A 13,319-nucleotide genomic window follows, 5' to 3' on the forward strand; every position below is an offset into this window, starting at 1 on the left:
GACCCGTCAAAAAGATGAATCGAGGCCAACCAGCCGGGAGGACCGGAGCGGATCGGCGGCGCACAATGAAAGTGCAAAAAAGTTGCCCGTAAAGCGTGTCTTTTGCACACTTTTCAATGTCCCCACGGGCATCCGTGGTTTGACGTGCGTCAGTATAAACACTTATAATCCCGTCGATTCACGTTTCAATATCCGGTAACTCGGTCCCAAACGGCTAGGCGCGAGAAGAACACAAGATGCTGCGCATAGTCTCCCTGCAATTGATCGCAACAGTGGTCGCTGGCGCAATCGCCGCACTGCTGGGGGGATGGGCCGCGATGGTGTCGGCCGTATTGGGCGGTTTGTGCTGTGTGGTGCCGAATGGTTTGTTTGCGTTGCGCCTGTTCGCGAACGCCCAGCGGCTCGGCCAGGCCAACCCGATGAGCTTCTTCATCGGTGAATTCATCAAGATTGCAATGACGCTCGCCCTGCTGTTCGCGATCGCCAAGCTGTACCCCGACCTGAACTGGCTGGCCCTGATCGCCGGGTTCATCGTGGCACTGAAAAGTTACATCATCTTATTGTTTAGGCACTGAACATGGCACTCGAAAAAGTCGCAGAAGCGGCAGCACCGGCCGGCGAACATGCCGTCACCGCGGGTCAGTACATCACCCACCACCTGACGCACCTGCGTTCGGCGACTCAGACCAAGATCATCGATTTCGGCATCATCAACTACGACACGATCTTCTGGTCGGTCCTGATGGCCGCGCTCACCTTCGTGCTGCTGTACGCCGCCGCGCGCCGCGTCCAGCCGGGCGTGCCGACCCGCTTCCAGGGTCTGGTCGAGTCCGTCGTGGAACTGGTCGACGACCAGGCCAAGCAGATCGTGCACGGCGACCGCTCCTTCATCGCCCCGCTGGCCCTGACCGCGTTCGTCTGGGTCCTGCTGATGAACTCCATGGACTTCCTGCCGGTCGACCTGTTCGCTTCGTTCTTCCGCGCCGCCGGCATCCACACCGCCGAAGGCCACGAGCCGTTCTTCCGCGTGGTCCCGACCGCCGACCTGAACGGCACCCTCGGTATGGGCATCGTCGTCCTGTTCTTCATGCTGTACTACAACATCAAGATCAAGGGCGGCGGCGGCTTCGTCCATGAACTGTTCACTGCACCGTTCGGCGCGCATCCGGCCCTGTGGATCTTCAACTTCGCACTGAACCTGATCGAATTCGCAGCCAAAACCGTGTCGCTGTCGATGCGACTCTTCGGCAACATGTTTGCCGGCGAGTTGATTTTCCTGCTGATCGCGCTGCTGGGCTCCACCTGGGTTGGCTTCACCGCCCAGAGCCTGTCGCTGGCCGGTCTGCACCTGTTTGCCGGTTCGATCTGGGCGATCTTCCACATCCTGATCGTTCTTCTGCAGGCATTCATCTTCATGATGCTGACGCTGGTGTACATCGGCCAGGCGCACGAAGGCCACTAATAGCAGCATCAAGTAGTTTTTAGAGTTCTACCTTTTTAATTTTTGTTCTTTTTGCTTATCTAAGGAGTTTTTCGATGACTAACGTCGCTTTCGTTGCACTGGCTTGCGGTCTCATCATTGGTCTGGGCGCTATCGGTGCATGTATCGGTATCGGCATCATGGGCGGTAAGTTCATCGAAGCTTCCGCACGTCAGCCGGAACTGATGAACACCCTGCAAACCAAGATGTTCCTGCTGGCCGGTCTGATCGACGCGGCATTCCTGATCGGCGTTGGTATCGCGATGATGTTCGCGTTCTCCAGCCCGTTCCCGGCCTAAGAGCCCGCTCTCGAGTGCCGGGACGGCAATCCTGCCGCCCCGGCTCGTGTCTTTCTGAGAAGGAAAATGCTGTGAACCTCAATTCGACAATGTTCATTCAGGCGATCGTCTTCCTGATCCTGGCATGGACGATCGCCAAGTTCGTGTGGCCGCTGATCGCGGGCAACCTGGACGTGCGCGCGAAGAAGATCGCCGAGGGTCTGGCTGCTGCTGATCAGGGCAAGAAAGCCATGGCTGACGCGGAACTGCGCGTGCAGGCCGAGCTGGCCTCCGCCCGCGACCAGGGCGCCCAGCGCATCGCCGACGCAGAGAAGCGTGCCCAGCTGGTCGCCGAAGAGATCAAGGCCAACGCGCAAGCCGAAGCCAACCGCATCCTGGCGCAAGCCAAGGCGGACGCCGAGCAGCAAGTCACCAAGGCGCGCGAAGAACTGCGCGGCCAGGTCGCCTCGCTGGCCGTCAAAGGCGCCGAGCAGATCCTCAAGCGCGAAGTCAACGCCCAGGCCCACGCCGACCTGCTGAACCAACTCGCTACCGAGCTGTAATCATGGCCGAACTCGCAACCGTCGCCCGTCCTTACGCCGAAGCGCTGTTCCGCGTTGCCCAAACCGGCAACACGGCAGCCTGGTCCGAACTGGTGTCCGAGCTGACCCAGGTCGGTTCGCACGCCGATGTGCAGGCCTTCGCTCGCAACCCGAACGTCAGTGCCCAGCAGATCGTCGACGCGGTTGCGTCGCTGGTCAAGGCTCCCGTGACTCCCGAAGCGCAGAACTTCCTCCGCATGCTGGCCGAAAACGGCCGGATCGAACTGCTGCCCGAAATCGGCACCCAGTTCGCGGCCCTGAAGAACGCCGCCGAGGGCGCCGCCGACGCGCTGATCGAAAGCGCCTTCCCGCTGTCGGCCGAACAGACCGCGCAGCTGGTGCGCACGCTGGAACAGAAATTCGGCCGCAAGCTCAACCCGAGCGTGGCAGTGGAACCGTCGCTGATCGGTGGTGTGCGCGTGGTGGTCGGCGACGAGGTGCTGGACACCTCCGTCAAGGCCAAGCTGCAGCAGATGGAAATCGCCCTGACGGCGTGATCCCCGCCTGAACGCCCGCGCCGCATGCGCGCCCTTCGCGCCCCGGCCCTACGCATCAAGAAACTATTAACGGAGTTAGTATGCAACTCAACCCATCTGAAATCAGCGAACTGATCAAGAGCCGCATCCAGGGTCTCGAAGGCGGCGCTGAAGTGAAGAACCAAGGCACGGTGATCTCCGTGGCCGACGGTATCTGCCGCATCCACGGCCTGTCGGACGTGATGCAAGGCGAGATGCTGGAATTCCCGGGCAATACCTTTGGCCTGGCGATGAACCTCGAGCGCGACTCCGTCGGCGCCGTGATCCTGGGCGCCTACGAGCACATCTCGGAAGGCGACACCGTCAAGTGCACCGGCCGCATCCTGGAAGTGCCGGTCGGCCCGGAACTGCGTGGCCGCGTGGTCAACGCTCTGGGCCAGCCGATCGACGGCAAGGGTCCGGTCAACGCCAAGCTGACCTCGCCGGTGGAAAAGATCGCTCCGGGCGTGATCGCCCGTGAGTCCGTCTCCCAGCCGATGCAGACCGGCCTCAAGTCGATCGACGCGATGGTGCCGATCGGCCGTGGCCAGCGTGAGCTGATCATTGGCGACCGCCAGACCGGTAAATCGGCCGTGGCAGTGGACGCGATCATCAACCAAAAAGGTCAGAACATGACCTGCGTGTACGTGGCGATCGGCCAGAAGGCCTCGACCATCAAGAACATCGTCCGCTCGCTGGAACAGCACGGCGCGATGGAGTACACCATCGTGGTCGCCGCGACCGCGTCGGAATCGGCTGCGATGCAGTACATCTCGGCCTACTCGGGCTGCGCGATGGGCGAATACTTCCGCGACCGCGGCGAAGACGCGCTGATCGTGTACGACGACCTGTCCAAGCAGGCCGTGGCCTACCGCCAGATCTCCCTGCTGCTGCGCCGCCCGCCGGGCCGCGAAGCGTATCCGGGCGACGTGTTCTACCTGCACTCGCGTCTGCTCGAGCGCGCTGCGCGCGTGAACGCCGACTACGTGTCCGCCTTCACCAACGGCGCCGTGACCGGCAAGACCGGCTCGCTGACCGCCCTGCCGATCATCGAAACGCAAGCAGGTGACGTGTCCGCCTTCGTGCCGACCAACGTGATCTCGATCACCGACGGCCAGATCTTCCTGGAGACCTCGCTGTTCAACGCCGGTATCCGTCCTGCGATCAACGCCGGTATCTCGGTGTCGCGCGTCGGTGGTGCTGCGCAGACCAAGGTCATCAAGGGCCTGTCCGGCGGTATCCGTACCGACCTGGCACAGTACCGTGAGCTGGCTGCGTTCGCCCAGTTCGCGTCCGACCTGGACGAATCGACCCGCAAGCAGCTGGACCGCGGCGCCCGCGTGACCGAACTGCTGAAGCAGGCCCAGTACGCACCGCTGCCGATCTCGCTGATGGCGGCCTCGCTGTACGCCGTGAACAAGGGCTATTTCGACGACGTCGAAGTCAAGAAAGTGCTCGCGTTCGAAGCCGGCCTGCACGCCTACCTGAAGACCAAGCAGGCTGCGCTCCTCGCCAAGATCGAAGAATCGAAGCAACTGGACAAGGACGGCGAAGCTGCGCTGGCCGCCGCCATTGCCGATTTCAAGAAATCGGGCGCGTTCTGATGATGCCAGGGGGCTCCGGCCCCCGGCGATAAGGAGTAAGGACTCATGGCAGTAGGCAAAGAGATACGTGGCAAGATCAAGAGCGTAGAGAATACGAAGAAGATCACCAAGGCGATGGAAATGGTCGCCGCATCGAAAATGCGCAAGGCGCAGGATCGCATGCGCGCCGCCCGTCCCTACAGTGAGAAGATTCGGAACATCACCGCCAATCTTGCGACTGCGAATCCTGAGTACACGCACCCGTTCATGGCCAAGGCCAAGAATGCCCAGCCTTCCAAGAAGGTCGGCTTCATCATCGTCACGACCGACAAGGGTCTGTGCGGTGGCCTTAACACGAACGTGCTGCGCCTGGTGACGCAGAAATCCCGCGAGCTGGAACAGGCGGGCAACAAGATTGAAGCAGTTGCCATCGGCAACAAGGGCCTCGGTTTCCTGAACCGGATCGGCGTGCCTGTCGTCTCGCACGTGATCCAGATCGGCGACACGCCCCACCTGGACAAGCTCATCGGGCCGGTGAAGGTCATGCTCGACGCTTACCAGGAAGGGCAGCTGGACGCGGTCTACCTGTGCTACACCAAGTTCATCAACACCATGCGCCAGGAGCCGCAGGTGGAGCAACTGCTCCCGCTGGCCGCCGACCGCATGGAGGCCGACAAGGCGTCCCGTTCCTGGGACTACCTGTACGAGCCCGACGCGGCTGTCGTGATCGATGAACTGCTGGTGCGTTACGTCGAAGCGCTGATTTATCAGGCGGTCGCGGAAAACCTGGCGTCCGAGCAGTCGGCACGCATGGTCGCGATGAAGTCGGCGAGCGACAACGCAGGCAACGTGATTGGTGAACTCAAGCTGGTCTACAACAAGACCCGCCAGGCCGCCATCACGAAGGAACTGTCCGAGATCGTTGCCGGCGCGGCGGCGGTGTAACGAATTTCAATATATAGAGAAGGAACGAAAATGGCTGATGGCAAAATCGTTCAGTGTATCGGCGCTGTGGTTGACGTGGAATTTCCGCGTGACGCGATGCCGAAGGTGTTTGACGCACTGAAAATGGAAGGCTCCGCGCTGACCCTGGAAGTTCAACAGCAGCTCGGCGACGGCGTGGTCCGTACCATTGCTCTGGGTTCGTCCGAAGGTCTGCGTCGCGGCATGACCATCCAGAACACCGGCAACCCGATCATGGTGCCGGTCGGTACTGCGACCCTGGGCCGCATCATGGACGTGCTGGGCAACCCGATCGACGAGCGGGGCCCGGTGTCGCTGGAGCGCACCGCCTCGATCCACCGCGCAGCGCCGGAATACGACGAGCTGTCGCCGTCGCAGGAACTGCTGGAAACCGGCATCAAGGTGATCGACCTGGTCTGCCCGTTCGCCAAGGGCGGTAAGGTCGGCCTGTTCGGCGGCGCCGGCGTGGGCAAGACCGTGAACATGATGGAACTGATCAACAACATCGCCAAGGCGCACTCGGGTCTGTCCGTGTTCGCCGGCGTGGGTGAGCGTACCCGTGAAGGTAACGACTTCTACCACGAGATGGCCGATGCGAAGGTCGTGGACCTGGACAACCTGGGCAACTCCAAGGTCGCCATGGTGTACGGCCAGATGAACGAACCGCCGGGCAACCGCCTGCGCGTGGCACTGACCGGCCTGACCATCGCGGAATCGTTCCGTGACGAAGGCCGTGACGTTCTGTTCTTCGTGGATAACATCTACCGCTATACCCTGGCCGGTACCGAAGTGTCCGCACTGCTGGGCCGGATGCCGTCCGCGGTGGGCTACCAGCCGACCCTGGCCGAAGAGATGGGCCGCCTGCAGGAGCGCATCACCTCCACCAAGACTGGTTCGATCACCTCGATCCAGGCCGTGTACGTTCCTGCGGATGACCTGACTGACCCGTCGCCGGCGACCACCTTCGGTCACCTGGACTCGACCGTGGTGCTGTCGCGTGACATCGCCGCGCTGGGTATCTACCCGGCCGTGGACCCGCTCGACTCGACCTCGCGCCAGCTGGATCCGCTGGTCGTGGGCCAGGAGCACTACGACACCGCGCGCGCCGTGCAGGGCACCCTGCAGCGCTACAAGGAACTGCGTGACATCATCGCGATTCTGGGCATGGACGAGCTGGCACCGGAAGACAAGCTGGTGGTGGCCCGTGCCCGTAAGATGCAGCGTTTCCTGTCGCAGCCGTTCCACGTGGCGGAAGTCTTCACCGGCTCGCCGGGCAAGTACGTCTCGCTGAAGGACACGATCAAGGGCTTCAAGATGATCGCATCGGGCGAGCTGGACCACCTGCCGGAGCAGGCGTTCTACATGGTTGGCACGATCGAAGAAGCAATCGAGAAGGCCAAGAAGCTCGGCTAATGTGACGCGCAGGCGTGGCCGCTGCGGCGGCCGCGCTGTGCATCGATAGGACAACTATGGCAAACACTATTCACGTGGACGTGGTGTCGGCGGAAGAGCAGATCTTTTCCGGCGAAGCCGAGTTCGTCGCGTTGCCGGGTGAAGCGGGCGAGCTGGGGATCTATCCCAAGCACACGCCGCTGATCACGCGCATCCGCCCGGGCGCGGTGCGCATCAAGGTGGCGGGCCAGGCGGACGAGGAATTCGTGTTCGTGGCCGGCGGCCTGCTCGAGGTGCAGCCGAACGCCGTTACCGTGCTGGCCGATACCGCGATCCGCGGTCACGACCTGGACGAGGCGAAGGCATCGGAAGCGAAGAAGCGCGCCGAAGAGCTGATGACGAACAAGGACTCGACGATCGACTACGCGAAGGCCCAGGCCGAACTGGCCGCCGCCATCGCGCAGCTCGCCGCGATCCAGAAGCTGCGCGCCAAGCGCTGAGCTTCACCTCCGCAGTAAAGGAAAGGGCAGCCTCGGCTGCCCTTTTCGTTTTGGTTCCGTATGTTCCGCTGACAGTTAACAAGCGCAGCGTCCATCGATGGCCTAAGCTGTCTCCATGAACGCGCGCTCCGACAGCGATAACGAACTGCTCGCCAAAGTGGCCACCGACGTGGCGGTCCTTACCGCACGCTTCGATGCCACGCTGCCGCATGTGGCCACGAAGGCCGATCTCTTGGGCGTCAAAGACGAGATTGCCGGCGCCCGGCTGGCTTCGAAGGCCGATCTCCTGGGCGTCAAAGACGAGATTGCCGGCGCTCGGCTGGCTTCGAAGGCCGATCTCCTGGGCGTCAAAGAAGAGATGGCTGGCATTCGGCTCTACGTGGGTGACGTTCAACTCAGCGTCGAGCGAACGATCAATGCGCGGCTGAGCAAGATGCAGTACTGGCTGATCGGCACCATCGTCACCGGCGCGTTCGGCATCGGGGGCATGTATGCGAGCCTGATCGCGCATAGTGACGCCCAGTTTGCCCAGCTAAGGCAGGAGATGAGGGCCGATCGCGAGCAGTTGCGCCAGGAGATGAAGGTCGATCGGGAGCAGTTGCGGCAAGAGAGCAAGGCCGACCGCGAGCAGGTGCGGCAAGAGATTGCCGGGCTCTCAAACCGCATCGACAGCGTGCTGGCGGCCAAGACCGGAGCATCGCCGCCCCTCCCGCGCAGATAGTTCCCCGCTTTCCCATGAAGCTTGAGGCTGCTCTAACCCGGCCCGCCCGCTGCTGACTAAGGTGTGTCTCATCGGGGCCCGCGTGCCCCCCGCACTTGAGTGAAGGAGCAGCATCATGGAAATCAAGGACGACACCGAAGCCCTGCGGCAATACCTGTCCACCACCGACCCCGAGGCCGACATCGTCGAGTCCGTGCACCGCGCGGAAGTGGACGCCGCCACCGCCATGACCATCATGGCCAACCCCAAGGCCGCGATCAAGGCCATGGGCGTGCCGACGACCGATGAATCGGCCGTGCAGGTCACGATGAAGAACCGCGCCGACCGCGCCGCCGTCACCAGCCTCGCGACCGAGGCGGCCCGTGCGGCCCGGCTGCGCCGCATCATCATCATCGTGATCCATTACCGCAACTGCGACGCCGACATCATCATCTTCGCCTCGTAACCGCAGTCCCGGCGGAGCCGCCCCGCGCGCCTCCGCCACCTTCCTAAAAGTTCCCCGCACCGCCCAGATTCACCGCAAGCCCGCTGCAATTCTGTGCCCTAACCTGAGGTACATGGATCTCGCCGCCGACAATTCACACGACGACGCTCGACGCTTGCGCGACGAATGCATCGTCACATCGGTCGCGCTGTGGGGGCTGCTCATTATCTGGGTCATCGCGAGCTGGGCTTTCTATTTCGCCATGCCTGTCGTCCATCGGTGGGCCGCAATGCAAGTACAGCTTGAGCATCAAGAGCAAGTCCTGCAAGCCTTGCAGGCGGAGGCGCGCCAGCCGACCGCAGTCCGCGACTGCGCCGGGGCCCCTCCAGCGCCGCCATCACCGCGCTGAGGCCGTGCGACGGGGCGGGCGGCGATTTGCTACGCTTGTGTATCCGACAACACAAGCAGCGACCACGCCATGAGATCGATCCCCCACATCCTCCAGGAGAGCCACACCATCGCCGTGGTCGGCCTTTCCCCCAAGCCGGACCGCCCCAGCCAGGGCGTGGCCCACTACCTGCAAGACCACGGCTACCGCATCATCCCGGTGAACCCGCGCTATGAGGGCCAGCAGATCCTGGGCGAAAAGGTCTACCCCGACCTGCATGCCGCCGCCGACGCCCTGGCCGCCACCGGCACCCGCATCGACATCGTGCAATGCTTCCGCAAGCCGGAGGAGATCCCCGCCATCGCCAGGGACGCCATCGCCGTGCGCGCCTCGGTCCTGTGGATGCAGCTGGGCATTGCGAACCAGCAGGCCGCCGACCTCGCCGCGGCCGCCGGCCTGGACGTCGTGCAGGACGCCTGCATGAAAGTGGAACACGCGATGACAGTAGGCGCCTGATGGACGCCCGCGAGCGCTTCCGCGCCCCCAAGGATCTCCAGCTGCGCGACGCGGACGCCAGCGACAAGCCCCTGCGTGTGCAGTCCGATGAACCGGGCAGCGTGATCAAGCAGCGCGAGCGTGACCAGGCCAGCGAGATCGCCAGCGATCTGGACGACCAGCAGACCAAGCTCTACGCCTCCCGTAACCAGAAGCTGCTGATCATCCTCCAGGGCACCGACACCTCCGGCAAGGACGGCACCATCAAAGCCCTGTTCGCCGGCATGAACCCGATGGGCCTGAACGCGGTCGGCTTCAAGGCGCCGACGGAGGAAGAAAAGAACCACGACTACCTCTGGCGCGTGCACCGCCACGCCCCCGGCAACGGCGAGATCGCCGTCTGGAACCGCAGCCACTACGAGGAGGTCCTGATCACGCGCGTGCTCGGCATGATCGACGCGGAGGAATGCGAGCGCCGCTACGCCCAGCTCCGCGACTTCGAGCGCATGCTGGCCGAAAACGGCACCACCATCATGAAGGTGTTCCTGCACATTTCGAAGGAGGAGCAGCGCGAGCGCCTGCAGGCGCGCCTGGACGACCCGGACAAGCACTGGAAGTTCGACCCCGCCGACCTCGAGCAGCGCAAGCACTGGGACGCCTACCAGAAAGCCTACGAGGACGCGATCAACGCCACCAACACCGATGCCGCGCCGTGGTACATCGTCCCGGCCGATTCCAAGACCCACCGCAACCTGATCATCGCCACCCTGCTGCGCGACGTGTTCCGCGGCATGGACCTGCAGTTCCCCAAGACCGATCCGAAGATCGGCAAGCTCAAGCTGGAGTAGCCACCGCCGGCGCCGGCGCGTGCAAGCCGCAGGGCGGCGCCAGGCCATCGTCCGGCTCGTCGGCCGTGCCGTCCAGCAGGTCGATCAGGCGCCCGAACGCAGCCTGGTCGCCGCCGCTCGATTGCAGGGCCACGTCGCGCGCCAGGTCGCGCAGCCGCCATTCGATTTCGCGCGAGGCCACGATGCGCTCGAAGTGCACCGCCGCGCCGCCCTCGTGCAGGCCGTGGCCCGGCCGCATCCACGTGTCCAGCCCGGTGCTGACGAAGGCGCGCTGCACTGCTTCCAGCCGCTCCAGCGTCCGCGCAATCAGGGTGCGCCCGGCCGCCGAGCCGTGCCCGCCGCCCGCCACCAGCCATTCGGCCATCTGGTGCGCCGACTGCATGCGCCAGAACAGGCGTTCGACGTCGGCGCCGCCTTCGATCTGCTCGTCCAGCATCTCCAGCCGGGCCTGGGTGCGCAGCGCGCCCGAGACGGCCGAGACCAGGTCGTGCGCCTGCTCGCCCGGGATGATCTTCAAGGCCAGTTCGGCCCGCTCCAGCGGCTGGTCGCGGTTCAGCAGGCCCGCGATCATCTCCGCCACCGCCACCGCCTGGCCCGGGCCGCTGATGCTGTGCCCGCCCACCTGGCGTGGATAGCCGGAGCCGTTGAAGCGCTCATGGTGCTCCGCCACCGCCCGCCCGACCGCCAGCGGAAACGAGTCCAGCTCGTTGACCAGCATCTGCCCGATGCGCGGGTGCGCCACGATGTGCGCCCACTCGTGCGGCCGCAGCCGCTTGCCCGGCGCCAGCCAGGCCGGATCGATGTACAGCTCGCCCAGGTCGTGCAGCAGGCCCGCGATCCCGGCCGCCACCTGGTCGTCCTCGGACAGGCGCAGGGTGCGCGCCATCGCGATCGCCAGCAGGCTCACCAGCACGCAATGGTCGAGGGCCTGCGGGTGCCCGTCGGCGGCCAGGCCCAGCAGCAGGGCGGTCGAATGACTGAACTCGACGGTGGCCAGCAAATGGATGGGTGAGCGCTCACGTACCGCCAGAGCGAGGATGCGCCTCAGCGGCGCGCAGGTGTCGATCAGGTGCCGCGCCCGTTCCACGATCAGCTGGGCGTCCGGCGCTGACTCCAATCCCAGGCAGGCTTCCAGCGGCCGCTTCAGCTTGTGCTGGGTGATGCGCGCCTGCACCTCGGGCGTGAAACCGTCCCCGGCGGCCGCCAGCTTCTGCCCGCGCTGGTCGAAGATGTCCTCCATGACCAGCACCGATTGCCGCTGGGCCAGCGCCACCAGGCGCCGCAGCACGTGCGGATTCACGGCGGTGGGCAGGCTCATGTCGGGCATTGCGCGCTCCTGGGCGGTCGAAGAGTTACGCAGATTACATGAGTTATTTCCGTGTGGCAACGCGATTGTGCTGACAGCGATCAGGAGCGCGTTAAGATGTGGTTTCTGTCGTTTTGATAACACGTCCATGACATGATCGAGATCCCGCCCGGCGTCATCAGTCTCAAGGACGAAGGTTCCGGCCGTTGGTGGACCGTTCCCATCGCCCCCTTCCTGCTGGCGGCCACGCCGGTGACCCAGGCTGACTATGCGGGCGTGCCGGGGCCTGAGGGCCAGCTGCCCGCCACCGGCGTGAGCTGGGACGATGCCGTCCGCTACTGCAACCGCCGCTCGGCGGCCGAGGGCTTGCGCCCGGCCTACGCACTGGATCCGGACCAGGGCGCCGTCTGGGACCGCAGCGCCGACGGCTATCGCCTGCCCACCGAAGCCGAATGGGAATTCGCCTGCCGCGCTGGCAGCAACGCAGCGCGCTATGGCGAACTGGAAACCATCGCCTGGTACCGCGCCAATGCGGACGGCGGGCCCCATCCGGTCGGCGTGTTGGCGCCCAATGCTTGGGGCCTGCATGACATGCTCGGCAACGTGTGGGAGTGGTGCTGGGACCTGTACGACCCCGCGGTCTACGGCAGCTACCGCGTGTTCCGCGGGGGCGGCTGGAACGATGCGCCGGAACAGCTGCGCGCCGCCTGCCGCCGCAAGAGCCATCCGACGTACAGCGTGGACGACCTGGGCTTTCGGCTGGCGCGCTCCGGCTAGCGGTGCCGGACGCGCACCGGCCGCCGCTGGGCCAGCCGGGCCAGCATGGCGCGCACGGCGGCGGCCTGGGGCCCGGCGCGACCGTAGAACCCGCTGCTGGAGTAGCCCCAGTAGTCCCAGCAGCCGAGCGGATTGTAGGGCAGGGTGGTTGGCGCCACTTGTGGATACAGCACCACAATGCGGTTGGCGGCGGCGGTCTCGTTGTACCCGGCGTAGCGGTAGAAATGGTCCTCCACCGCGTTCACAGTCTGGAAGCAGCCGTGAAAGGCGACATGCACCCGGCAGGCTGAGCGACGGCACGCGCTCGGGATGAAGGCGTAGCCCTCGGCCGCCAGCCCGCTGCTGGCCGCCGCGTAGCGCCGCTGGTCGAAGCGGACGATGCTGCCCTCCACCGGCTGCCCGGCCGGCGCGGCCGCGATCCCATCGTACAGCGCCGCCAGCAGCTCCCCGGCCAGCGTGCGGCCGCAGTTGTTGAAGTAGGGTGGCAGGTTGGACTGGCAGGCGCTGTCCTGCGGGCGGGCGGTGATCATGCCGTGGCCCGCCTGCACGTTGTTCACATAGGTGATGGACGCCGCCTGCGCCAGCTCGTAGAAGCGGCGGGTCTGCGCCATCACCACTTTGGTCACCACTTCGTCCTGGATGCCACTGAAGAGAAAAACGCGCTGGTGGCGGATGCCCGCAAGCGCATCGACCTGTCCCTGCGCGGCAAAGTCCTGCGTCTTCGCCCACAGCACCGTGGCATCGGGCGGGTCGACGCCCGCAGCGGCCGGGTTCATGCAGCGCGAGAAGGCGTTCCACAGCGGCGGATTGGACTCCGGTTCGCCCGCGCAGAAATATGGCCCGCCCGCGATCATCCCCACGCCGGACACGGTGCTGGAATACGCCACCGCGAACTGCTCCGCCATGTACGCGCCCGACGACACGCCGGACACCGTGGTCTGACCCAGGTCCACGCCCAGCGCCGGCAGCTGCGGCGCCCCGCGCGCGGGCACGGCGATCGGGGCCAGTACACCGGCTGCCAGCACCCAGGCCGGAGCGGTGTGCGCC

General features: G+C 64.8%; 17 protein-coding genes. 15 read left to right on the forward strand and 2 right to left on the reverse strand.

All coding sequences use genetic code 11. From position 1 onward, the window contains the following. Nucleotides 1-236: 236 nt before the first annotated feature. The 14 genes from E4L96_RS02810 to E4L96_RS02875 all read left to right on the forward strand — a co-directional run bounded on the left by E4L96_RS02810 (nucleotide 237) and on the right by E4L96_RS02875 (nucleotide 10,189). On the forward strand, nucleotides 237-575 hold the full coding sequence (locus tag E4L96_RS02810) for an ATP synthase subunit I (RefSeq protein WP_135205714.1): 339 nt from the start codon (nucleotides 237-239) through the stop codon (nucleotides 573-575). A 2-nt stretch (nucleotides 576-577) separates the two neighbouring features. After that, nucleotides 578-1,462: a F0F1 ATP synthase subunit A gene (atpB, locus tag E4L96_RS02815; RefSeq protein ID WP_135205715.1), complete on the forward strand. Its 885-nt coding sequence runs from the start codon at nucleotides 578-580 to the stop codon at nucleotides 1,460-1,462. Nucleotides 1,463-1,536: 74 nt separating this feature from the next. After that, complete coding sequence (gene atpE, locus E4L96_RS02820) at nucleotides 1,537-1,779, forward strand: F0F1 ATP synthase subunit C (protein WP_135205716.1); 243 nt, start codon at nucleotides 1,537-1,539, stop codon at nucleotides 1,777-1,779. A gap of 71 nt (nucleotides 1,780-1,850) precedes the next feature. Continuing rightward, on the forward strand, nucleotides 1,851-2,321 hold the full coding sequence (locus tag E4L96_RS02825; protein WP_135205717.1) for a F0F1 ATP synthase subunit B: 471 nt from the start codon (nucleotides 1,851-1,853) through the stop codon (nucleotides 2,319-2,321). 2 nt (nucleotides 2,322-2,323) lie between these two features. After that, nucleotides 2,324-2,857 (forward strand): F0F1 ATP synthase subunit delta, encoded by a 534-nt coding sequence (locus tag E4L96_RS02830; RefSeq protein WP_135205718.1) that lies wholly within the window; start codon nucleotides 2,324-2,326, stop codon nucleotides 2,855-2,857. An 80-nt stretch (nucleotides 2,858-2,937) separates the two neighbouring features. Further along, nucleotides 2,938-4,479 carry a F0F1 ATP synthase subunit alpha gene (gene atpA / locus E4L96_RS02835; RefSeq protein WP_135205719.1) on the forward strand — a complete coding sequence of 514 codons (1,542 nt, stop codon included), beginning with the start codon at nucleotides 2,938-2,940 and terminating at the stop codon, nucleotides 4,477-4,479. A gap of 45 nt (nucleotides 4,480-4,524) precedes the next feature. Then, nucleotides 4,525-5,403 (forward strand): F0F1 ATP synthase subunit gamma, encoded by an 879-nt coding sequence (gene atpG, locus E4L96_RS02840; RefSeq protein WP_135205720.1) that lies wholly within the window; start codon nucleotides 4,525-4,527, stop codon nucleotides 5,401-5,403. Nucleotides 5,404-5,433: 30 nt separating this feature from the next. Beyond that, complete coding sequence (atpD, locus tag E4L96_RS02845) at nucleotides 5,434-6,834, forward strand: F0F1 ATP synthase subunit beta (RefSeq protein WP_135205721.1); 1,401 nt, start codon at nucleotides 5,434-5,436, stop codon at nucleotides 6,832-6,834. A gap of 56 nt (nucleotides 6,835-6,890) precedes the next feature. After that, nucleotides 6,891-7,313, forward strand: a complete 423-nt coding sequence (locus tag E4L96_RS02850; protein WP_135205722.1) for a F0F1 ATP synthase subunit epsilon — start codon at nucleotides 6,891-6,893, stop codon at nucleotides 7,311-7,313. 115 nt (nucleotides 7,314-7,428) lie between these two features. Continuing rightward, nucleotides 7,429-8,034 carry a hypothetical protein gene (locus E4L96_RS02855; protein WP_135205723.1) on the forward strand — a complete coding sequence of 202 codons (606 nt, stop codon included), beginning with the start codon at nucleotides 7,429-7,431 and terminating at the stop codon, nucleotides 8,032-8,034. 115 nt (nucleotides 8,035-8,149) lie between these two features. Then, nucleotides 8,150-8,479, forward strand: a complete 330-nt coding sequence (locus tag E4L96_RS02860; RefSeq protein WP_135205724.1) for a hypothetical protein — start codon at nucleotides 8,150-8,152, stop codon at nucleotides 8,477-8,479. Nucleotides 8,480-8,591: 112 nt separating this feature from the next. Further along, entirely contained in the window at nucleotides 8,592-8,867 is a 276-nt protein-coding gene (locus E4L96_RS02865) for a hypothetical protein (RefSeq protein WP_135205725.1), read from the forward strand. Nucleotides 8,868-8,936: 69 nt separating this feature from the next. After that, a complete protein-coding gene (locus E4L96_RS02870) occupies nucleotides 8,937-9,362 on the forward strand; it encodes a CoA-binding protein (RefSeq protein ID WP_135205726.1) in 426 nt (141 codons plus the stop codon). Next, nucleotides 9,362-10,189 (forward strand): PPK2 family polyphosphate kinase, encoded by an 828-nt coding sequence (locus E4L96_RS02875; protein ID WP_135205727.1) that lies wholly within the window; start codon nucleotides 9,362-9,364, stop codon nucleotides 10,187-10,189. Before E4L96_RS02870 ends, E4L96_RS02875 begins: the two co-directional genes overlap by 1 nt. On the opposite strand, the gene E4L96_RS02880 is transcribed toward E4L96_RS02875, so the two are convergent. Next, entirely contained in the window at nucleotides 10,176-11,516 is a 1,341-nt protein-coding gene (locus E4L96_RS02880) for an HD-GYP domain-containing protein (protein ID WP_167758583.1), read from the reverse strand. The genes E4L96_RS02875 and E4L96_RS02880 overlap by 14 nt on opposite strands. 132 nt (nucleotides 11,517-11,648) lie before the next feature. On the opposite strand from E4L96_RS02880, the gene E4L96_RS02885 reads away from it, so the two are divergent. Then, complete coding sequence (locus E4L96_RS02885) at nucleotides 11,649-12,272, forward strand: formylglycine-generating enzyme family protein (RefSeq protein ID WP_135205729.1); 624 nt, start codon at nucleotides 11,649-11,651, stop codon at nucleotides 12,270-12,272. On the opposite strand, the gene E4L96_RS23470 is transcribed toward E4L96_RS02885, so the two are convergent. Next, nucleotides 12,269-13,319: extracellular catalytic domain type 2 short-chain-length polyhydroxyalkanoate depolymerase (locus E4L96_RS23470; protein ID WP_167758584.1), on the reverse strand; the 1,051-nt coding region annotated here is incomplete at its 5' end. The genes E4L96_RS02885 and E4L96_RS23470 overlap by 4 nt on opposite strands.

Origin of the sequence: Zemynaea arenosa (assembly GCF_004614185.1) — a bacterium.
GTDB classification, from domain to species: Bacteria; Pseudomonadota; Gammaproteobacteria; order Burkholderiales; family Burkholderiaceae_D; genus Telluria; species Telluria arenosa.